General features: G+C 60.3%; 20 protein-coding genes. 15 read left to right on the top strand and 5 right to left on the bottom strand.

Features of this window, described 5'->3' with window-relative positions:
* Positions 1-331 precede the first annotated feature (331 nt).
* A complete protein-coding gene (locus AC1DUP_RS07135; RefSeq protein ID WP_113298535.1) occupies positions 332-1036 on the top strand; it encodes a helix-turn-helix transcriptional regulator in 705 nt (234 codons plus the stop codon).
* 30 nt (positions 1037-1066) lie between these two features.
* Positions 1067-1504, top strand: a complete 438-nt coding sequence (locus tag AC1DUP_RS07130) for a response regulator (protein WP_113298536.1) — start codon at positions 1067-1069, stop codon at positions 1502-1504.
* 3 nt (positions 1505-1507) lie between these two features.
* Here the strand turns inward: AC1DUP_RS07130 and AC1DUP_RS07125 are convergent, their stop codons facing one another.
* The 4 genes from AC1DUP_RS07125 to ybaL all read right to left on the bottom strand — a co-directional run bounded on the left by AC1DUP_RS07125 (position 1508) and on the right by ybaL (position 7213).
* Positions 1508-2224: a sensor histidine kinase gene (locus AC1DUP_RS07125; protein ID WP_477832289.1), complete on the bottom strand. Its 717-nt coding sequence runs from the start codon at positions 2222-2224 to the stop codon at positions 1508-1510.
* 96 nt (positions 2225-2320) lie between these two features.
* A complete protein-coding gene (gene secD / locus AC1DUP_RS07120) occupies positions 2321-4873 on the bottom strand; it encodes a protein translocase subunit SecD (RefSeq protein WP_113298538.1) in 2553 nt (850 codons plus the stop codon).
* An 84-nt stretch (positions 4874-4957) separates the two neighbouring features.
* Positions 4958-5338, bottom strand: a complete 381-nt coding sequence (locus tag AC1DUP_RS07115) for a hypothetical protein (protein ID WP_115035704.1) — start codon at positions 5336-5338, stop codon at positions 4958-4960.
* Positions 5339-5392: 54 nt separating this feature from the next.
* Positions 5393-7213 carry a YbaL family putative K(+) efflux transporter gene (gene ybaL, locus AC1DUP_RS07110; RefSeq protein ID WP_477832288.1) on the bottom strand — a complete coding sequence of 607 codons (1821 nt, stop codon included), beginning with the start codon at positions 7211-7213 and terminating at the stop codon, positions 5393-5395.
* A 34-nt stretch (positions 7214-7247) separates the two neighbouring features.
* On the opposite strand from ybaL, the gene AC1DUP_RS07105 reads away from it, so the two are divergent.
* Positions 7248-7553 (top strand): helix-turn-helix domain-containing protein, encoded by a 306-nt coding sequence (locus AC1DUP_RS07105; protein ID WP_113298541.1) that lies wholly within the window; start codon positions 7248-7250, stop codon positions 7551-7553.
* A gap of 6 nt (positions 7554-7559) precedes the next feature.
* On the opposite strand, the gene AC1DUP_RS07100 is transcribed toward AC1DUP_RS07105, so the two are convergent.
* Positions 7560-8984 (bottom strand): ArnT family glycosyltransferase, encoded by a 1425-nt coding sequence (locus AC1DUP_RS07100; protein ID WP_477832287.1) that lies wholly within the window; start codon positions 8982-8984, stop codon positions 7560-7562.
* 653 nt (positions 8985-9637) lie between these two features.
* Here AC1DUP_RS07100 and AC1DUP_RS07095 point away from each other — a divergent pair.
* The 12 genes from AC1DUP_RS07095 (at position 9638) to visN (ending at position 21239) form a co-directional block, all read left to right on the top strand.
* Positions 9638-11266, top strand: a complete 1629-nt coding sequence (locus AC1DUP_RS07095) for a globin-coupled sensor protein (protein WP_113306939.1) — start codon at positions 9638-9640, stop codon at positions 11264-11266.
* Between the two features lie 63 nt (positions 11267-11329).
* Positions 11330-11626 (top strand): STAS domain-containing protein, encoded by a 297-nt coding sequence (locus tag AC1DUP_RS07090; RefSeq protein ID WP_113298544.1) that lies wholly within the window; start codon positions 11330-11332, stop codon positions 11624-11626.
* Positions 11623-11988 (top strand): chemotaxis response regulator CheY1, encoded by a 366-nt coding sequence (gene cheY1, locus AC1DUP_RS07085; protein WP_003570362.1) that lies wholly within the window; start codon positions 11623-11625, stop codon positions 11986-11988. The genes AC1DUP_RS07090 and cheY1 overlap by 4 nt, the downstream gene beginning before the upstream one ends.
* A gap of 18 nt (positions 11989-12006) precedes the next feature.
* Positions 12007-14307: a chemotaxis protein CheA gene (locus AC1DUP_RS07080; protein ID WP_113298545.1), complete on the top strand. Its 2301-nt coding sequence runs from the start codon at positions 12007-12009 to the stop codon at positions 14305-14307.
* A gap of 6 nt (positions 14308-14313) precedes the next feature.
* Entirely contained in the window at positions 14314-14781 is a 468-nt protein-coding gene (locus AC1DUP_RS07075) for a chemotaxis protein CheW (protein ID WP_113298546.1), read from the top strand.
* On the top strand, positions 14778-15686 hold the full coding sequence (cheR, locus tag AC1DUP_RS07070; RefSeq protein ID WP_113298547.1) for a protein-glutamate O-methyltransferase CheR: 909 nt from the start codon (positions 14778-14780) through the stop codon (positions 15684-15686). Before AC1DUP_RS07075 ends, cheR begins: the two co-directional genes overlap by 4 nt.
* Positions 15683-16732 carry a protein-glutamate O-methylesterase CheB gene (cheB, locus tag AC1DUP_RS07065; protein ID WP_113298548.1) on the top strand — a complete coding sequence of 350 codons (1050 nt, stop codon included), beginning with the start codon at positions 15683-15685 and terminating at the stop codon, positions 16730-16732. The genes cheR and cheB overlap by 4 nt, the downstream gene beginning before the upstream one ends.
* Entirely contained in the window at positions 16732-17121 is a 390-nt protein-coding gene (locus AC1DUP_RS07060) for a response regulator (protein ID WP_113298549.1), read from the top strand. Before cheB ends, AC1DUP_RS07060 begins: the two co-directional genes overlap by 1 nt.
* Positions 17118-17672, top strand: coding sequence for a chemoreceptor glutamine deamidase CheD (gene cheD / locus AC1DUP_RS07055; RefSeq protein WP_113298550.1), 555 nt, complete (start codon positions 17118-17120; stop codon positions 17670-17672). The genes AC1DUP_RS07060 and cheD overlap by 4 nt, the downstream gene beginning before the upstream one ends.
* Positions 17673-17688: 16 nt before the next feature.
* A complete protein-coding gene (gene cheT, locus AC1DUP_RS07050; protein WP_113298551.1) occupies positions 17689-18078 on the top strand; it encodes a chemotaxis protein CheT in 390 nt (129 codons plus the stop codon).
* 114 nt (positions 18079-18192) lie between these two features.
* Positions 18193-19890, top strand: coding sequence for a flagellar basal-body MS-ring/collar protein FliF (gene fliF / locus AC1DUP_RS07045; RefSeq protein WP_115035699.1), 1698 nt, complete (start codon positions 18193-18195; stop codon positions 19888-19890).
* A gap of 602 nt (positions 19891-20492) precedes the next feature.
* Entirely contained in the window at positions 20493-21239 is a 747-nt protein-coding gene (gene visN / locus AC1DUP_RS07040) for a transcriptional regulator VisN (RefSeq protein WP_113298553.1), read from the top strand.
* Positions 21240-21247 lie beyond the last annotated feature (8 nt).

Here is a 21247-nt window from a genome sequence, read left to right as displayed (position 1 = left end):
CCGACCGATCCGTGTTCGCCGCCACGAACGCCAGCCAACCCCTTAGCTGATGGGCCGACCGACTCTCCCGCGCTTACTTCTGGCACTGTCTTCCGCATTCATGGATGTTGAATGCGGAGAGATTGGGATACCTAGGTAAGAGCTACTATTCGAGTAAACTGTCCTGTGCATCACCTGTAGTTGAGATGTTTCCGCCTGCGATATCGAAAGTCCCCGTTTCGCTATCGATCATCAACTGTCTCGCACTTTTTGTAGCTGTTCGCGTTTAAGACGTATATCCCAAGATTTCGGGATCGGCGGAATGAGAATTGGGGGAGGAAGAAGAGTGGGAATGACCAGTGCTGCCGCAGTTCCCTTTCATGCCGGTCCGGAACTTAGCCGGGCTATCAACCGCACGGATTTTTTTCGCCTGCTGAAGGCGGCCGCGCAGCATTACAATTTCGACAATTTTACCCTGGCGCGCATCTCGGAAGCAGCAGCTCCTTTCGGCGAACGCGAGGTTCTCATCACCAATGTCGCTGAAAGGCGCATGAGCCTCTTTGTCAAGACACTCAAGGAGGCGCTGGGAACAGCCAAAGCGCGGACGGCGCAGTTTTTGACGACGCCGGTGCATGGAAAGAGTACGGCGATAGAAGGCTATCCGTCAGACCTCGTCTTTAATGAATTCAGCGGCAACACATTCCTTTTCATTCCGCTGTTCACGCCGGAGGGGCGGCGTTACTGCCTGGTGCTCAGCGGCCAGCGTCAGGAGCCGGACCAGGGCGAGGTGGCGGATATTCTGCTCGATGCCATGCGCATCTTCGACAAGCTGTATGAGGAAATCCTGACGCAGGAAATGTCGGGTCGCCTCACGCAGCGCGAAACCGAAATCGTAAAATGGACGAGTGAAGGCAAGACCTCCGCGGAGATCGCCATTATCCTTGGCCTTTCGGAGCACACGGTCAATTCGCATATTACGTCCGCAGTCCGCAAACTCGATGCCGTCAACCGCGTTCATATGGTGGCGATTGCGATGCGAAACGGTCTGGTTTCGTGAGCCGGTTTCATGTCGGGGGAAGATGAAACGATGAGTGCGGAAGCAACGCGCAGGAATGCAGTGAAGGTATTGTTCGTCGATGACGAGTTCATCGAATTTCGTTCGCTCAAGAAAAAGATCGCCGATCTCTCCGAACCGCGTGTCGATGTCGAATATTCCCAATCGATAGGCGATGCGCTGGACAAGGTGAAGGCTGCCCGCTTCGATCTCATTCTTCTCGACAACCGCCTGCTGCCGAATGCGGATTTTCGCGAGACGGTGCCCGAACTCAGGGGCATCGGTTACACCGGCCCGATCGGCGTCATCTCGACCGATATATCAGGCAATTATTTCCAGGAATTCCCCGATTACGGCGTCGATTTCCGTATCGGCAAGGATGAGATCGACGTGCAAACCCTGCAGCACATCATCCGTGAATACGTGACTTATGACGTGCCGGATTTCTGGAAGGACGATTACAGCATCTGACTCTCAGGCTGGCAGGCGGATCGCAAATCGGCTGCCGTTCTCGTCGGAATGTTCGAGCCTGATATCACCGCCAAGCGCGCCGAGTAGTTCGCGGGTGGTCGTCAGACCCAGTCCCGGTCCGGGTACGCTGCCGGCTTTCGGCAGCTTCCAGAAGGCGTCGAAGATCTTCTCCTGATAGGCCGGCTCAATGCCGCAGCCATTGTCGGCCACGATGATGCGCCAGTCCGCACTTTCCCTTGCGGCCGTCACTGTGACATGCGGTGTTGGAGCGCCCTGATAAGTCAGGGCATTGGCGAAGAGGTGCTTCAGAACAATGGCCAGAAGTGCGGCATCACTGCGGATAATGGGTAGATTGTCCGCATCGAGTGTCGCGCCGCTGGCAGGAAATTCATCGAGCACCTGTTTCCAGGCATCCCGCGCAATGTCGGTGAGATGCGCGTCGCCGATGGTGATCTGGGGAGGCGTTCCAGCAAGGCTCATCAACGCCTTGGTGAGCCGCTGTGCCGTCTGGGCCTTGTCCATGATCGTCTTGAGGCTCTGCAGCTGCTCGCTGTCCAGCGTCGGTTCCAGATCGTCGAGCAGCATTTCCGCATACATGGCGATATGGCGAAGCGGCGATTGCAGGTCGTGCGAGGCGATCGCGAGGAAGCGTTTGATACGCTCCTCCTGATTCCCAGTGGAACCGGTTTCCGGCTTTTTCGCCGTCGGGCTGGAAGACATGTGGCGGTGCTCCCGATCTCTTTGAACCGAACATAGAAAGAGGGCACCGGCTGTGCAACCGGCGCCCTCTTCAAGTCCACGTTAAATGTCGACGTTTTAGCCTGCCGTCTTGCGCGGCTGGCCTGCGTCCGGCGGAATGATTTCCACGGCTGCATCGTTGGAAGCCGCGACTGCCTTGGCATGGCGGCGGCGCCAGTCGCCGAGGAAGAGCAGGATCGGCGCTGCGATGAAGACCGACGATGCAGCGGCGACGAGAATGCCGAAGGCCATCGGAATGGCGAAGCTTTCAACGGCGCTGCCGCCCCAGATCGCCATCGGCAGGAGCGAGAGGAAGGCCGTCGCATTGGTGTAGAGGCTTCGTGCCAGCGTCTCGTTGATCGACTTGTCGATGATCTCGCGTAGCGGCATCGACTTGTAGAGGCGCATGTTTTCACGCATGCGGTCGTAGACGACGACCTTGTCGTTCACCGAGTAGCCGACCAGCGTCAGGATCGCCGCAATTGCCGTCAGGTTGAAGTCGAGACCCGTCAGCGCGAAGAAGCCGATGACCTTGGTCACGTCGAGCACAAGGGTGACGATTGCGCCGACGGCGAAGGGCCATTCGAAACGGTACCAGATGTAGAACAGCATCGCGAGGCTGGCGATCACGACGGACAGGATACCTGCCCAGGCGAGTTCGCCGCTGACCTTCGGACCGATGACGTCGGTGCCGGTGACGGTCGCCGACGGGTCGATCTTGACGATCTCGGCCTTGAGCTTGGTGACGGCAGCGGTCTGTGCCTCTTCGCCACCTTCCTGCCTCTGCGCACGCACCAGCATGGTGTTGTTGTCGCCGAAGGACTGCAGGGCGACTTCGCCGAGGCCGAGGCCGTTCAGTTCCTCGCGGAAGCGGCCGAGATCGGCAGCGTCCTGCGTCTTCACCGACATCTGGATACCGCCACGGAAGTCGACGCCGTAGTTGAGGCCCGGATAGACGAAGAGGGCGATCGAGGCGATCGACAGCAGCGCGGAGACGCTTACGCCAAAGAAGCGCGCCTTCATGAACTGGATATGCTTGTCGTAGGGGCTGAAGAAGGGGAACAGCGGCTTGATGTTCAGCACCTTCATCTTCCGGCGGCGGGTGATCTCGATCATCGTGACGCGCACGAAGGCGACCGAGGTGAACATCGAGATGATCAGGCCGAGCGCCATGGTCACGGCAAAGCCGCGAACAGGGCCGGAGCCGAACCAGAAGAGGACGGCGGCGGCGATCAGTGCCGTCATGTTGCCATCGATGATGGTCGAATAGGCGCGGCGGAAGCCGGTGTCGATGGCCGCAAAGGCGCTCTTGCCCTTGCGCGTTTCTTCACGGATGCGCTCGTTGATCAAGACGTTCGCGTCGACCGCAAGGCCGATGCCGAGCACGACGCCGGCGATGCCGGGCAGCGTCAGTGTCGCGCCGACAAGCGTCAGTGCCGAGAAGGTCAGGATCGTGTGGATGAGAAGCGCGGTGTTCGCCAGAATACCCCACGTACCGTAGAGCACGAAGATGAAGGCGGCGACGAGTGCGAAGCCCACGATGCCGGCATAAAGACCCATGCGGATCGCATCCGCGCCGAGGTCGGCGCCGACGGTGCGCTCTTCGATGACGGTCAGCTTGGCGGGCAGGGCGCCGGCGCGCAGCATGGCGGCCAGCGTATTTGCCGTGTCGGTCGAGAAATTGCCGGAAATCTGGCCCGAACCGCCGGTGATCGGTTCGCGGATGACAGGCGCGCTCAGCACTTTGTCATCGAGGACGATCGCGAAGGGATTGCCGACATTCTGGCGGGTGATATCGGCAAAGCGGGTGGCGCCTGCGCTGTCGAAGCGGAAGGTGACGACCGGCTGCTGGCTCTGGTCGAAGCTGACGCGGGCATCCGAGAGGCGGTCGCCGGAAATCTCGACGCGGTCGAGAACCGGATAGGAGTTGCCCTCATCATCCTTCATGATCGTCACGCCCGGGCCGGCCTGGCCGTTCGGGGCGAGCATGTGGAAGGACATCTTGGCGGTGGAGCCGAGAAGTTCGCGAAGGCGGGAGGGATCCTGCGCACCCGGAAGCTGTACGAGAATGCGGTTGGCGCCGATGCGCTGGATCGTCGGCTCGGCAACGCCGACCTGGTCGACGCGCTGGCGGATGACTTCAAGGCTCTGCTGGACTGCATTGTCCACATTGGTGGAGATACCGGCCGGCGAGAAGCCGATGGTGATGTTGCCGCCGTTGGCCGTAACGGCAAGGTCGGACTGGCCGGCGCTGATACCGCTGGCGATCACATTGCCGAGTGTGCGAAGCTCTGTGACGGCTGCGTCGCTCTGCGACGGGTCGGCAAGCGAAACAACGATGTTGTTGTTGTTGCGCACGACCGACTTCGGCTGGATGTTCTTTTCGCGCAGCACACGACGTGCATCCTGCAGCATCGAGTTCAGGCGCTCCTTGGTCAGGTCGGCCTCATCGACCTCGAGAACGAGGTGCGAACCGCCGCGAAGGTCGAGACCGAGGGAAACCTGACTGTGCGGCAGCCAGGAGGGCACACGCTGCAAGACGCTCGGGGGCAGCGCGTTCGGCAGGGCGATCAACAGACCGAGCACGATGATCACCGTATAGGTGAACACCAGCCATGGTGAATTGCGCATGTTTTAAGTCCTTGGATAATGCTTGGGCCGGCGCAACCGCGCTGCGGCATGTCTATGGATCAGAAGTGCCCGTAGGCGCGTAATTCAGGCAGCCTGCGGCGGTGCGCGGGGCTGATGAGCCCAGGTTGCCGCGGGGCGGAGCGGGGCTTCGAATTCAGGCGCCGGCGTAGCGGCGCGCCAGTCGGCAAATTGCAGTGCAGGAACAACGGCAAAGGCCGCCGGGCCGGCATCCTGGAGCGATTGTTTCGGTGAAACCTTGCGATCACTGATCAGCAGGCCACGAATGGCGTCGCGCGCCGTAACTTGCGTCTGCTGCGAATCCCTGCTGGAGGAAGAAAGGCTGTTTGCCGCCGCGGACGGGCCGATAATGATATTGCCGCCGAAGAGCAGGCCGAGATAGGCGACAATCGCAACGACGACGGAGGCGGCAATACGACTTGCCAGACGGCGCTGATCCAGCTCCATCTCCCCTGTCTCGGCGATTTCACTCCCAAATCGGCTCAAAGGTGCGGCAATCTCTCATTCTTTTTCCGGCGGGGGCTCCACCGTGGGCGCGATTGTACCAGTCGCAAGCCCGTCTTCATAGGGTGCACTGTCATGATGCACTTGGGCGAGCCGGTCAACCATGCCAAGCGCAATTTCCCGTTCTCCCATGATCACGGTATCGGCGCCATATTGCTGCAGTTCATCCACCTCGGCGTCGGAATGGGCGCGTGCAACGATCAGGATCGACGGATTGATGGTGCGGCCTTGCTCGGCGATACTGCAGGCCTCGAAGGCGTTTGGAATGGCGATAACAAGACTGCGGGCGCCGGCGATATTGGCAAGATCCAGCGTTTCGCGGCTGACGGCATTGCCGGAAAGGACCTCGATGCCCTGGCTTCGCAGTTCGGCAATGCGCTTGTCCGAATCCTCGATGACGAGGAAGGGCGTGCCCGAAGATTTGAGGTTCTGGCCGACGATGCTGCCGACGCGGCCGTAGCCGACGAGGATCGCATGGCGGTTCAGCATTGTCGGACGGACGTCGTCACTGTCTGCCTCAGCCGCTTCCGGTGCGGGCGAAGGCTCAGTGGCCGGCACAGCCTCGGTGGCCGGCTCGTCACGCTTCGGGCTTTCCAGGAAAGGCCGTGCACGGTCGCAGAGGAAGAACAGCAGCGGATTGATGATGATTGAGATGATCGCCCCGGCAAGGATCAGGTCGCGGCCTTCTTCCGGCAGCAGGCCGAGATCGACGCCGAGGGCAGCGAGAATGAAGGAGAATTCGCCGATCTGCCCGAGGCTCGCCGAGATTGTCAGCGCCGTACTCATTGGTTTTCTGAAAAGGAGCACGATCAGGAAGGCGGCGACCGACTTGCCGATCACGATGATAAAGACGGTCGCAAGCACAGGCAACGGCCGCTCGATCAGGATGTTCGGATCGAAAAGCATGCCGACAGAGACGAAGAAAAGTACGGCGAAGGCATCGCGAAGCGGCAAGCTTTCCTGGGCGGCGCGATGGCTGAGTTCGCTCTCGGCGAGAACCATGCCGGCAAAGAAGGCGCCCAGCGCCAGCGACACGCCGAAAAGCTTGGACGCGCCGAAGGCAACGCCGAGCGCGATCGCCAGCACGCCGAGGCGGAAGAGTTCGCGCGAGCCGGTATGAGCGATGCGGTGCATGGTCCAGGGGATGAGCTTGCGGCCGAAGACGAGCATGAGGGCGACGAACAGCGCCACCTTGACCAGCGTCATGGCGATGATTCCGCCGACGCCAAGATCGAGGCCGAAAAGCCGGTTGAGGCCTGCCGAAAGCGGTTCGACAGGGCCATGACCATCGCCGGTGATGCTCGCAGCTGCCGGGATGAGTACCAGCGCAAGTACCATGGCGAGGTCTTCGACAATGAGCCAGCCCACCGCGATGCGTCCCCGCTCGGTCTCGACGAGACGCCGTTCCTGCAGGGCTTTCAGCAGCACCACGGTGGACGCGACGGAGAGCGCGAGACCGAAGACAAGGCTGCCGCCGGTCGGCCATCCCATGAAAGCGCCGAGACCCCAGCCGAGCAGCGTGGCAAAGCCGATCTGCACGACCGCGCCCGGCACCGCAATGCCGCGCACTGAAAGCAGATCCTTCAGGGAGAAATGCAGGCCGACGCCGAACATCAGCAGGATGACGCCGATTTCTGCAAGCTCAGGCGCAAGGCTCTGATCTGCAACGAAACCCGGCGTATGCGGACCGACGAGAACGCCTGCGACAAGATATCCGACAAGTGGCGGCAGGCGCAGGCGATTGGCTATCGCACCGAGGATAAACGCCAGCACGAGCCCCCCGACGATCGTCGAAATCAAAGGCGTATCGTGTGGCATCGCTCTCTCCCGATCTGGAAATCCCGTTCAGAATATGACATATATGATCTATATTGACCAATATGGGTGGTTTAGGATTATGGGTCAAGGCGCAAAAGAGACAATTCTGACGCCGGCTTTGTGCCGCGCGGCTCGTGGGCTGCTCGATTGGACCCAGACGGATCTCGCCGAGAAGGCGGCCGTCTCCCGCAGCACGATCCGGGATTATGAAGGCCGGCATCACGAAATCCATCGTGCGACGGAAGCGCAGCTGCGCCTCGCCTTCGAGGAGGGCGGCGTGAGATTTGTCGAATTGGAAGGCGGTGGAACCGGCCTCTGCCTGCCCGACCCCGTGAACTGAACGGCTTTATGGCTGCATCAAGCAGGCCGCGCCGACCTTGTAGACGTAGATCGTATCGCCCTTGTAGTTGCCTTTTTCTGGCTGCCAGCTTTTCAGCATTTCCGGCGTTTCGTCGGCGCAGCTCAGCGGTTTGACTGTTAGGAACAGAACCTGCCCGCCGGTATCGGCCGGTAAGGCGAATTCCTGTTCGTAATAGCTGTCAGGCAGGTCGGCGGGCGGACGGGCATAGATCTTGTAGGGTGTATCGCGCAGTGTATGGAAGAGATCGGCGACCATGTCCCTGTTATCGGTGACGATGATGCCGGCGCCGGCTTGTGCCGCAAGATCGGCAGCCGCGCTGCTCACTTCTGCCCGGCCGAGGTAACGCTGCATGACTTCCTTGCCGTTGGGCAGAACCAGCTGATGCGAGAAGATCGTTGCGAAGGGGAAGAGAAGGCAGGTGACGCCATTGATCCAGAGCGATGTTTTGAGACCCTTCGGCCACAGGCGGTGAAGCAGCCAGACCGCCAATATGATGCCCGCCACATAGGCTGTGACGCCCCAGTTGGCATAGGCTTTGGCGACGGTCGCCTGCAGCGTAATGAGCAGCACCACCGGGATCGAGAGCCAGACGAGTATCTTCTCACGCGGCTCGCTGTGGCCGCGGATCATGTTCCAGACGGCCCAGAGCATAGCGAAGAAGACGATCGGGCCGACGACGCCGAACTGCGCGGAAAAGAACTCCAGCCCGCCGCGAAGATTGATGCCGAGATCGCTCCAGTGGGCGATATCCTGCGTGTGGCGCACTGTCGTATTGTTGTTCTGAAGGTTCCACCAGAGGTTCGGGAAAGCGATAACCGCCGAAGTGACGACGGCGATAATGAAATCGCGCACCGAAATCCGCGCAGCCGGAATGAACAGCAGCGCGATCGCTCCACCCGGGACAAGGAAAAGCACTGCATATTTCGACAGGAAGGCAAGCCCGACACCCAACCCCATGAGAAGCGCCAGCCCGACCGAACGGCGTTGCGTCAGTTCGAAATAGGCAAACAACGCAACCGCGATAAAGAAGAGCAGGACGACGTCGGTGGAAAAGAACACGGAGGAAAGGGCAACGGCCGGCAGCGTTATGTAAGTCGCGCCGACCCAGCCTTCGATCTCGGGCCCGATGAAGCGCTTCGCCGTTTTCATCAGTAATAGCGCGGTGGCCATATGGAAGAGGGGGCCGGGAAGTCGCAGCCAATAGATGTCGCTGGAGCCCGCAAGCTCGGTGAAGATCCTGAGCACCCATGCGATCATCGGCGGCTTGGAATAGTAGCCAAAATCGAGATTCTGCGACCAGAACCAGTATTGCGCCTCGTCGACGAACAGATCCGTCCTATCGAAATGCAGTGTCACGATGCGGAAGATCGTAAACGCCAGAATGATGAAGAGGCTGGTCCGAGCTGACATGAATTACTGACTTCCGCTGACACAGGAGCGCGTGTCGATACACCAACGGTGCCGGGCTGCCAACGGGAAAGGTAAAGGGGAGACTTTGGGCGCGGTGGCCTCTTAGAAGACGCGAAGCGTGCGGTTGCCGCGGTGCGCCGCGATCACATCGAGGAGGGCAACGGCTGCGGCGATCGTGATTGCGATCAGGCAGGAACCCATTCCGAGAACTATCATTTCTCTTTCCTTGTTGACATCATGTCAGGCTCTATAAAACGGGTCTATAACATAAAGCTTGCGTGTGCCTTGTAGCAGCGATGCAACTCCCCGCCAGTATTTACTATGTGAAGTCTGCCTAATTGTTTCAAAAGCTGCCGGCAGGAATGGGTTATTAACCTTCAAGCAAGGAATTAACCATAAACATTGGGTTACACGTCGGAATGGGAAGATGCACTCGTTCCCACCAGGCATGACGCCGTACCGCCGTACCGGGTTGATCCGGTATCCATCTTCTTCAGGCAGCTCCGAAACAGAATTGCTGAGCAGGAGGCTTCAGCCCCCCGGTTGCGACCGGTGGCGAAGACCGTCTCCGCGTATGGCATTCATCGGAAGCTGCGAAAGTTTTTGGCCGGGTTCGCCCGGAAATTGGTTGGGGACAGGCGTTGAGGCAGGATATGCCATCAGATCAGGCTCGTGGAGCACAGGCAGGCAGCCTGCGCGACCGCCTGCGCTTTGCCGGGCTCGATCCCGACCAGTGTGAGATGGTCCGCCGCAACAGGCCCGCTCTCGAAGCCTATCTGAAGGCCGGCCTGCGCGATCTCTTCCATCGCTTCCAGTCCTTCCCGGACGCAGCCAGCAATTTCGAAAGCGAACGCCAGATCGAGCGCCTGCACGACCTGCAATCCTCGCACTGGGATGTGCTGACGGATGCGCGTTTCGACAGCCTCTATGCAGAGCGCGTCAAGGTTCTCTCTGATACCGAAATGAAGATCGGCCTTGATCCCCGCTGGCACGTGGCGGGCCACGGCGTCATGCTGGAACACGTGATTTCCGGTCTGGCCGACGAGCTTGCCGGCCGTCCGGTACTGCCTTCGGCCAAACGCCGCGCCCGTGAGATCACGGACCTGATGACAGCGATCATCCGCATCGTCATGGTCGATACGGAAATCGCCGTCTCGCTGCGCTTCAACGCACTGCGCTCCACCCAGCAACGGGAGCTCGCCGATCAGCGTGCCGAAGGCGAGGCGGACGTCGCCCGCATCTTCAGCGATGTCATTGAAGGCCTGTCGGCCCGCGACCTGACGCAGCGCGCACCGGTCGATGGCGCTCACGCCGACATTGCCGCCGCGCTGAACGCAGCACTCGACAACCTCCAGACGGAATTTGCAGCGATCGCCGAACGCAATGCGAAGGCGGAAGCCGCAACGCAATCGCTCGCCGGCGCATCCCGCAGCTTTGCCGGCAATGCTTCCGGTCATGCCGGACGGCTGCAGCTTTCCGCCGCTGCCCTTGCCGGCATCGCCGAGCGGGTCCGCGAGGGTGCCGCCGAAAGCCGCGCCGCCGAACAGGCTGCAGCCGCGACGCGTGCGGCCGTCGAGGAAAGCGGCGAGGTCGTCGGCCGCGCCATCAGCGCCATGGCCGATATCGAACAGTCTGCCGAGAAGATCGGCCAGATTATCGGCGCGATCGACGAGATTGCCTTCCAGACGAACCTGCTCGCTTTGAACGCCGGCATCGAAGCTGCCCGCGCCGGCGAATCCGGCCGCGGCTTTGCAGTCGTGGCGCAGGAAGTACGAGCGCTCGCCCAGCGCTCCGCCGAAGCTGCCCGTGAGATCAAGACGCTGGTGACCACCACCAAGACGCAGGTGGATGCCGGCGTCCAGATGGTCGGCCGCACGCAGGATTCAATTGCCAGCATCGTCCGCCAGGTGACCGACATCAACGCCGCGATCGCCGGCATCGCAGGTGAGACGGGCGAACACGCAGCTGGTCTCGAAGCCGTGACCGTAGACGTCAAGGGTCTCGGCAGCGAAGTGGCCGACAATGCCGGCTTTGCGGAGCGTTCGGCCGAGGGCGCCGATCATCTCCACACGGTCATTCTGGAACTTGGCCAGACGATCCGCGAATTCCGCGTCGCGCGGGAAAATGCCTACGCAACCCGGCCTCATCAGGTGCGTGTTGCCGCCAGCCGGCCGGTTGCAATCGCAGCACGTCCGGAAGCGGTCGAAGACGATTACGAAAATGACGATTTCAGCATGCCCCAGCCTCTCGCAAGTGCCGGAGGTGGGCGGAATGTTTACTAACCTATCGGATTATGACGTCGGCTCGCTTTCACGGGTCGGGGACAAGGGGACAAGGAAAAACTGATGGCAGCAAAGAAGAGTGCCAAGACGTTGGAATTGCCAGCGGTTCTTGATCTCAATGAGGCTTCCGCGTTGCGCGACAAGCTTCTCTCCATGCGAGGCAACCCTCTGGCAATCGATGCTTCCGCAGTCGAACGCCTCGGCGCTCTTTGCGCTCAGGTTTTGATGGCCGCCGAGAGGACCTGGGACCAGGACAAGCAGTCGCTCACCTTCGCGAAGGTGTCCGACGCATTCACGAAAACCATGCAGTTGGTTGGCGTCAATATCGACCACCTGCTTGCCAAGGAGATCCGGCAATGAAGAAAAAAGTACTGACGGTGGACGATTCCCGCACCATCCGAAACATGCTTCTCGTAACGCTGAACAATGCTGGCTTCGAGACGATCCAGGCTGAAGACGGCGTTGAAGGCCTCGAGGTTCTCGAAGAATCCAATCCCGACGTCATCGTCACCGACATCAACATGCCGCGCCTCGATGGCTTCGGCTTCATTGAAGGTGTCCGTCGCAACGAGAAGTACCGTGCGATTCCGATCCTGGTGCTGACGACCGAAAGCGATGCGGAAAAGAAGAACCGCGCCCGCCAGGCTGGTGCCACCGGCTGGATCGTCAAGCCCTTCGACCCCGCCAAGCTGATCGATGCCATCGAGCGTGTAACCGCTTAAAGCCCAGGATTTGCTCCTATGGATATGAACGAAATCAAAGAGATCTTTTTCCAGGAATGCGAGGAACAGCTCGCCGAACTGGAATCCGGTCTCCTGAAAATGAATGATGGCGATCGCGACCCGGAAACCGTCAATGCGGTGTTCCGTGCGGTGCATTCGATCAAGGGCGGTGCCGGCGCCTTTGGCCTGGATGACCTCGTCGCTTTCGCCCACGTCTTTGAGACCACACTTGATTGCGTTCGTTCCAACAAGCTCGAGCCTACCCAGGACGTCCTGAAGGTCATGCTGAAGTCGGCCGACGTGCTCGCCGACCTGACCAATGCTGCCCGCGACGGCGGCAGCGTCGATGAAAGCAGAAGCCGCGGCCTGGTCAAGGAACTGGAAGCGCTCGCCAACGGTGAACTGCCGTCTCCCTCGGCAGTGTCAGAGGCTCCCGCGCGCAAGCCGGCCCCGAAAGCCGCTCCCGCTCCGGTTGCCGCAGCCCCGGCTCCCAAGCCGACCGACGACAGCGGCTTCCAGCCGGTTCCCTTCTCCTTCGACGATTTCGGCGGCGAGGAGAAGCCCATCGATCTGCCGGCCTATGAAATCACCTTCAAGCCGCGCTTCGAACTCTATTCGAAGGGCAACGACGCCACCCTTCTGCTGCGTGATCTCTCCCGTCTCGGCGAGATGAGCATCTACTGCAACACCGACGCCCTGCCGAGCCTCGACGAGCTCGATCCGGAAGGCGCCTACTTCTTCTGGAATATCACGATCAGGACGGACAAGGGTGAAGACGCGATCCGTTCCGTCTTCGAATTCGCCGAATGGGATTGCGAGCTTACGGTGAAGCCCGCCGAGGAAACCAAGGCCGGCGAGACCAACGATGAACTGCCGATGGTCCCGGTTCCGTTCGATCTATCCATCCTCGACGACAACGGTGCTGCCGAAGTGCCTTCTGTTTCAGAGGGCAGGGATGATGATACTGCCGCTGCCGTCGCCGCCGCTGAAACGGCGAGCAACGTCACGCAGATGGCTGCCGCTGCTGCTCGCGTCGAAAAGAAGGAATCGGCCGCAGCCGCTGCTGCCGCGGCGGCAAGTGCCGCAGCGCAGAACAATGCAGCCGCCGGCGCCGGCCAGACGATCCGCGTCGATCTCGATCGTGTCGACCGCCTGATCAACCTCGTCGGTGAGCTTGTCATCAACCAGGCGATGCTCTCTCAGAGCGTCATCGAAAACGACACGACCGGCACCTCGTCGATCAATATGGGTCTCGAAGAGCTGCAGCAGCTCACCCGTGAGATCCAGGACTCGGTCATGGCGATCCGCGCCCAACCCGTGAAGCCGGTCTTCCAGCGCATGTCGCGTATCGTCCGCGAAATCGCCGACATGACCGGCAAGTCGATCCGCCTGATCACCGAAGGTGAAAACACCGAGGTGGACAAGACGGTCATCGACAAGCTGGCCGAGCCGCTGACGCACATGATCCGTAACGCCGTCGACCACGGTATCGAGACGCCGGAAAAGCGCGCCGCTGCCGGCAAGAATACCGAAGGCACGGTCCGCCTGACTGCGAAGCATCGCTCGGGTCGCATCCTGATCGAGCTTGCCGACGACGGCGCCGGCATCAACCGTGAAAAGGTCCGCCAGAAGGCGATCCAGAACGATCTCATCCCGGCCGACGCCAACCTGTCGGACGAAGAAATCGACAACCTGATCTTCCTGCCGGGCTTCTCCACGGCCGACAAGATCTCCGACATCTCCGGCCGCGGCGTCGGCATGGATGTCGTCAAGCGCTCCATCCAGGCGCTCGGTGGTCGCATCAACATCACCTCGAAGCCGGGCCATGGTTCGGTCTTCACGATGAGCCTGCCGCTGACGCTCGCCGTTCTCGACGGTATGGTGGTCACGGTCGCCGGCCAGACGCTGGTCGTGCCGTTGACGGCAATCGTCGAAACGCTGCAGCCGGAAGCCGCCGCGATCCACTCCTTCGGTGCGAGCCATCGCCTGATCTCGATCCGCAACAGCTTCTGCCCGTTGGTCGATGTCGGTCGCATCCTGAACTTCCGCGCCACCCAGGCAAACCCGGTCGAAGGTGTCGCCCTTCTCGTCGAATCCGAAGGCGGCGGTCAGCGCGCGCTCATGGTCGATGCGATCCAGGGGCAGCGTCAGGTTGTCATCAAGAGCCTTGAAGCGAACTACACCCACGTTCCGGGCATCGCCGCCGCGACCATCCTCGGTGATGGCCGCGTGGCACTCATCCTTGACGTGGATGCGGTCGTGGGCGCCTCGCGCGGTCAGTCCCTCAAGGCGGAAATGTCGCTGGCGGCGGTAGGATAAGGGGCGATGTCGCACACGGCAAAAAATCTGACCCTCGGCGGACGCGAGCTCATCGCATTCCGCATCGGCGATCAGGAATTCTGCGTGAACATCATGGCGGTGCGCGAGATCCGGGGCTGGACCCCGGCAACCGCGATGCCGCAGTCGCCGTCCTATGTGATGGGGGTCATCAACCTGCGTGGTGCGGTGATGCCGATTGTCGACCTGTCGGCCCGGCTCGGCATGAGGCCGACCGATGCGACCGCCCGCCATGTCATCATCGTGGCCCAGGTCCGCCGCAAAGTGGTGGGTCTTCTGGTCGAGGCGGTTTCCGACATTCTGACGGTGACTGAAGACAACATCCAGCCGACGCCCGAGGTCTCCTCCGACCTCGTACGCCAATTCGCCCGGGGCATTCTCGCCATCGATAAGCGAATGATCTGCCTGATCGAACTCGAAGCTCTGTTCCCCGAGACCGAAAGCGAAGCCGCATGAATGTACTGGGCGTAAAAGATCAGAGGCAGTCAACCGACGAGGTCCTGGCGAGTGGGGAATACCCGCTGACACGCCGCGACCTCTCGGAAATCGCCGCGATGATCTATGCGGATGCCGGAATCTATCTCAACGAGACGAAGGCCTCGCTGGTCTACTCTCGTTTGTCGAAGCATATCCGCAACCTTGGCCTTTCAGGATTTCGCGAATATTGCGAGCTTGTCGCCTCGCCGGCAGGCGCTGCCGCCCGGCGCGAAATGTTGTCGCACCTGACGACGAACTTCACACGCTTCTTCCGCGAAAACCATCACTTCGAACACTTGCGCGACCATGTGTTGCCCGATCTTCTGAACCGGGCGCGCGCCGGCGGCCGTGTCCGTATCTGGTCGGCTGCCTCCTCGGACGGGCAGGAGCCCTATTCGATCGCGCTGACCGTTCTGTCAATGATGCCGAACGTTGCCGATTACGACTTCAAGATTCTAGCGACCGACATCGACCCCAAGATCCTCGCGATCGCCCGAGCCGGCGCCTACGACGAAAATGCGCTGGAAACCGTCTCGCCTGCCATGCGTAAGCAATGGTTTACCGAGGTCGAGATGCAGGGGCGCCGCAAGTTTCAGGTCGACGACCGCGTGAAGCGCCTCATCACTTACAACGAGTTGAACCTGATGGCCCAGTGGCCGTTCAAGGGCAAGTTCGACGTCATCTTCTGTCGCAATGTCGTCATCTACTTCGACGAGCCGACGCAGATGAAGATCTGGCAGCGCTTTGCTGGCCTGCTGCCGGAGGGCGGCCATCTCTATATCGGCCATTCCGAACGCGTCTCGGGCGAGGCCAAGAACGTCTTCGACAATATCGGAATCACCACCTATCGCTATACGAGCAAGGGTATCGGGAGGAAGGCATGAGTGCTCCTGCAAGAGTTCTCGTTGTTGACGACTCGCCGACCATGCGCGGCCTGATCACAGCCGTCTTGAGTTCGGATCCCGAAGTCAGCGTCATAGGCCAGGCCGGCGACGCCCTGGAGGCGCGCGAGGCGATCAAGCGGCTGAACCCCGATGTCCTCACCCTGGATATCGAGATGCCGAACATGAACGGCCTCGACTTTCTCGAAAAGATCATGCGCCTGCGGCCCATGCCTGTGATCATGGTCTCGACCATGACGCATCGCGGCGCCGAGGCAACACTCGCGGCCCTCGAAATCGGTGCTTTCGATTGCGTCGGCAAGCCGCAGCCGGGCGAGCCGCGCCCCTTCGGAGACCTCGTCGAGAAGGTAAAGGCTGCTGCCCGCACGCAGCGCAACTTCACCCAGCCGGCAAAGCCTGCCGCCATCACGCCGCCGCCCGCAGTCGCCGACTTCCGCGTTGGTCGCAAGATCGTGGCGATCGGCTCTTCGACCGGTGGCGTAGAAGCCCTGATCGCCGTGCTGCAGAAATTCCCGGCGAATTGCCCGCCGACCGTCATTACCCAGCATATGCCGCCGACTTTCACCAAGAGCTTTGCCGAGCGGTTGAATCGCCTCTGCGCGCCTGTCGTGGAAGAAGCAACTGACGGCGCCCGTCTCGAGATCGGCAAGGTCTATCTTGCGCCTGGCGGCGAGCGTCATCTGCAGGTCTCCAACGTCTCGGCGCCCTGCTGCCGGCTGGTCGAGCGGGGGCCGGTCAACGGCCATCGCCCGTCGGTCGATGTGCTCTTCGATTCGGTTGCCGAGCTCGCCGGACGCAATGCCGTCGGCGTGATCCTTACCGGCATGGGCCGCGATGGGGCCGCCGGGTTGTTAAAAATGCGACATGCAGGGGCCAGAACGCTCGGCCAGAACGAAAAAACCTGTGTTGTTTACGGAATGCCAAGGGTTGCCTACGAACTTGGCGCAGTTGAACAGCAGCTCCCGCTTGCTGCTATCGGCGAAGAAATATTGAAAATGACAGCCGCCCGAAAGGAAGGGACCGAATAATGTCGATCGCGGAGAAAATCAAAGTTCTGATCGTTGATGATCAGGTTACCAGCCGCCTGCTGCTCAGCGACGCGCTGACCCAGCTCGGCTTCAAGCAGATCACCTCTGCCGGCGATGGCGAGCAGGGCATGAAGATCATGGCGGAACAGCCCCACCATCTCGTGATCTCGGACTTCAACATGCCGAAGATGGATGGCATCGGCTTCCTCCAGGCCGTTCGGGCCAACCCGAACACCAAGAAGGCTGCCTTCATCATCCTCACCGCACAGGGCGACCGTGCGCTGGTGACGAAAGCTGCCCAGCTCGGTGCAAACAACGTTCTGGCAAAGCCCTTCACCATCGAAAAGATGAAAGCGGCTATCGAAGCCGTGTTTGGAGCCCTGAAATGATCACCGAGGGTGCGGTTCGCCGCGTGCACATCATTCAGGGTGAATATAAAGTCCTGAGCGACCCGGATGCGGTGCTTTCGACTATCCTGGGCTCGTGCGTGGCAGCCTGCCTGAGAGATCCGGTCGCTGGTGTCGGCGGCATGAACCACTTCCTGCTGCCGGGGACAGGCAACACCCCGATGACTGGCGGCGATGCCACGCGCTACGGCGTGCATCTCATGGAACTGCTGATCAACGGCCTCCTGAAAAAGGGCGCCCGGCGCGACCGGCTGGAGGCCAAGATATTCGGAGGCGCGAAGACGATCTCGACATTTTCCAATGTCGGCGAACAGAACGCCGCCTTCGCCATGCAGTTCCTTCGTGATGAAGGCATTCCGGTGGTCAGCTCCAGCACCGGCGGTGAGCACGGACGCAAGATCGAATATTGGCCGGTCTCCGGCCGGGCCCGGCAATACCCCCTGACCGGCGCCGAAACGCAGAAAACCGTCGCTCTCGAGCAGCGCCCAGCTGCTCCGCAGAAGCCCGCCGAGACCAGTATCGAATTTTTTTGATGGCGAGGATTTTTATATGAGTTTTACACCGATCATCGAGCCGCCATCGCCGGTCGAGGCGCTGAGCGACGTATTGATGCGGATTGTCTCCGAGCTTCACGACGTTGCCTACCTGATCGAGCGGATCGAGCCCCAGCTGATCGAATTGGGCGGCACGGAAATCCTGAGCTCTCCCGACAGCATGAAAGTGATGCAGGGCATCGATCTTGCCGTGCAGAAATCGCGCGGTCTGGCCGAATTCATCGATACCATCACCGGTGAAATTCCGCAGAACTGGTCGATCGACGTCGCCACTGCGCTGAGCCTCGTCAAGCTTGCCGAAATGCAGAAAGCCCTCGGCGGCGGTACCCGTCACGGTCACTCCCAGCCACTCAGCAAAGCAGCCGGCGATTTCGATTTCTTCTGAGATTGTAATTCATTCCGGCATGCGCTGAACGAAACGCTCGCACAAGTTTCGGCGTCTATTCGTCAAATGAGGCAATAAGCCTGCTTTGTCTTTGACGGATCGTGCGAGAACAGAATGAATCTGTTAAATCAATTAGTTCAGATTTTTAAGAACTTTGGTTCCCTTGGGCGGACGCGTTTGATGATCCTTGGTGGGGTCGGCGCCGCTTCCATCGCAATCATCCTGGCCGCGGCAATTTTCGTCAACAAACCGGCCCAGGAAACGCTTTATGTCGGCCTGGAGAAGCCAGATCTCAACCAGATCAGCATGGCGCTTGCCGAAAGCAACATCGATTTTCAGGTCGGAACGGACGGCTCCAGCATCACCGTACCGGCCGGCATGACGGGCAAAGCCCGCCTGTTGCTTGCCGAGCGCGGCCTGCCGAACAGCGCCAACGCCGGTTACGAACTCTTCGACAATGTCGGATCGCTCGGCCTCACCTCCTTCATGCAGGAAGTGACCCGTGTACGCGCTCTCGAAGGTGAAATCGGCCGAACCATTCAGTCGATCTCAGGCATCACCGCCGCACGCGTTCACATCGTCATGCCCGAGGTCGGCAACTTCCGTAAGGCCGAACAGAAGCCGACGGCTTCCGTCATGATTCGCGCCAGCGCTACGACAGGGCGAAACGCTGCCACGTCAATCCGTCACCTCGTCGCCTCGGCCGTGCCGGGGCTCGATGTCAATGACGTGACGATCCTCGATTCTGCCGGCCAGCTTCTTGCTTCCGGCGATGAAGCCGGCAACGGCACGCTGAACCGCTCGCTTAACATCGTCCAGAACGTTCAGCAGGAAGTCGAATCGAACATCGACAAGGCGCTCGCCCCCTTCCTCGGCATGGACAACTTCCGCTCCAGCGTAACGGCCAATCTCAACACTGACGCCCAGCAGATCCAGGAAACCACCTACGATCCGGAATCCAAGGTCGAGCGCTCTGTTCGCTCGACGAAGGAAAACCAGCAGTCCCAGCAGCATCAGTCCGACAACGCGACGACGGTCGAGCAGAACATTCCGCAGGCTGCACCCGACGCAGGCGGCGCCAGTGGTCCGCAGTCGGAGGACAAGTCCGACAAGCGCGAAGAGCAGACCAATTACGAAATCAACAGCAAGACGACAGCCACGACGCGCAACAGCTACCGGGTCGAAAAACTCTCGGTCGCCGTCGTCGTCAACAAGGGCCGCATCGGCAAGATGGTGGGCGAACCGGCAGACCAGGCCAAGATCGACGCCTATCTCGCAGAGATGAAGAATATCGTCGCCTCGGCTGCCGGCCTCGATACGAACCGCGGCGACGTGGTCACCGTGACCGCAATGGACTTCCTCGAGAACCAGCTTCTCGACGACGCGAACGGCGGCGTTCATGTCATGGATGTGCTGAGCCGCAACCTCGCCGGCATCATCAACTCTCTTGCCTTCGTCGCTGTCGCCTTCGTGGTCGTCTGGCTGGGCGTGCGTCCCCTCATCCGCACCGTCAACGGCTCGGGCTCGTCCTCCTCCGCAATGCTCGGCGACGCCACTCCGGAATCGGCTGGCCTGGAACTGCCGGACTTCGCACCGGCAGGCGCGTCCTCGGGCGGGGCGCTCATGGATGGCTTCGGCTCCGACTTCGGCTTCGACAGCACCGAGGATCTGCTCAGTCTCGGCGACGACGACGGCAACTTCAACCGCCGCGTCAAGGAAGGTCCGGAACGCAAGCTCGCTCGCATGGTGGAGATCAACGAGGAACGCGCTGCGAAGATCCTCAGGAAATGGGCCATCGACGAAGCAGCATAATGAAAAGGCCGGGGAACCGGCCTTTTTTCTTTTTCATCCGAGGATCCATTGCGCGGTAACAAGACCGTTACCGCCACTCGTAACCGGTTTTTAAACGGTCGACTACTCTGCTGCAGAGAATTCGAACGTAGAGATCGCAGGACAACGGGATGGCGCCGTTCGCATGAGGCTCAAGCCCTGCATAAGACGGGCGGTGTAAGTATTTCTCCACTGGAACAATAGTTCGTTGCTTTTGTGCGTTTGAAATTTGCTTCCGCCAAGGCATTCTGTGCCGCGCGTCTCTGGCCGGAACTGTGATAATTACGCCATTCAGACTGATAATTCCGCTCGGCTTCACTCGCGTATAAGGCGAGGAACGTTGCGGCCAATACCAGAATCATCCTAGTTTCATACATCTTCGCGAGAGCGGAGTGGTGATCGAATCACCGCATGGAAGGTCGCAAAAGTAAATCCCCAGAAGTCGGAGATGGTGATTTGCGTTGGTTGGCTTACCCTCAAGTGATTCGAAGTGGGATTCGCGTGGGGCATGTGTTTGAATCCCTTTCACAAAAACAGAACTTCATTGCGAGAATCGACAGTTTCTCAGCCGCGGGTCATTGCCAATGGATATGGATATATTTCAGGCGAATAAAGGCGAGAAGCATATGGCGAACTTCATTGGCGCCAATGTGCCGGATCTTCAGCCACGCGACGAACTGATCGATCGCCTTCGCGTCATTGCCGAAACCGGTAAGTTGCAGGCCGGTTTGCGGGCGCTGACCGAGTATGTCGGCGCCATGCACTATCTTATGGCGCGCTGTGACCTCATCCAGGAAAGCGGTCTCGACTTTATCGTTTCGTCCGACTGGCCCTTCGATCTGGTGAAGGAGGTCGCCAATGACCTGGTTGCCGGTTATGCGCGCTCGACGGAATTCGACAAGTGCATGCAGGTACTGCAGCCAGGCTTTGCGCTTCTGCCTGAGGGTGCGGAAGTGCCGCCTGGCGCGAGCCGGCAATATTGCTCCCTGACCTTCAATGTCGGCCGCTCTCGCTTGGTGCTGATGTTCCTGTTCAGGGAAGGCGTCGTTCTTTCGCCGGAACGTCTCCGGGACGTAGGCCTCCTTGCAGGTTATATCGCAAGCTTCCTTCGGTGCGGGGGCACGAAGGTCGATCGCGATTTTGAGCTGACGGACCGCGAGCTGGAATGCCTCTTCTGGATTGCGGAGGGCAAGACAAGCGACGAGATCGCCATGATCCTCGGCATCTCCCGGAATACCATCAATAACTATATCACCAGCGTGATGCGTAAGACTGCAACGAAGACGCGTTCCGAGGCGATAGCCTTCGCCGTTCGCAACAATCTCGTTTGAGGGGAATT

The organism is Rhizobium sp. 01L419 (assembly GCF_056400025.1).
Note: the sequence above shows the minus strand (reverse complement) of the source record. Positions and strands in the feature narration are given on the sequence as shown.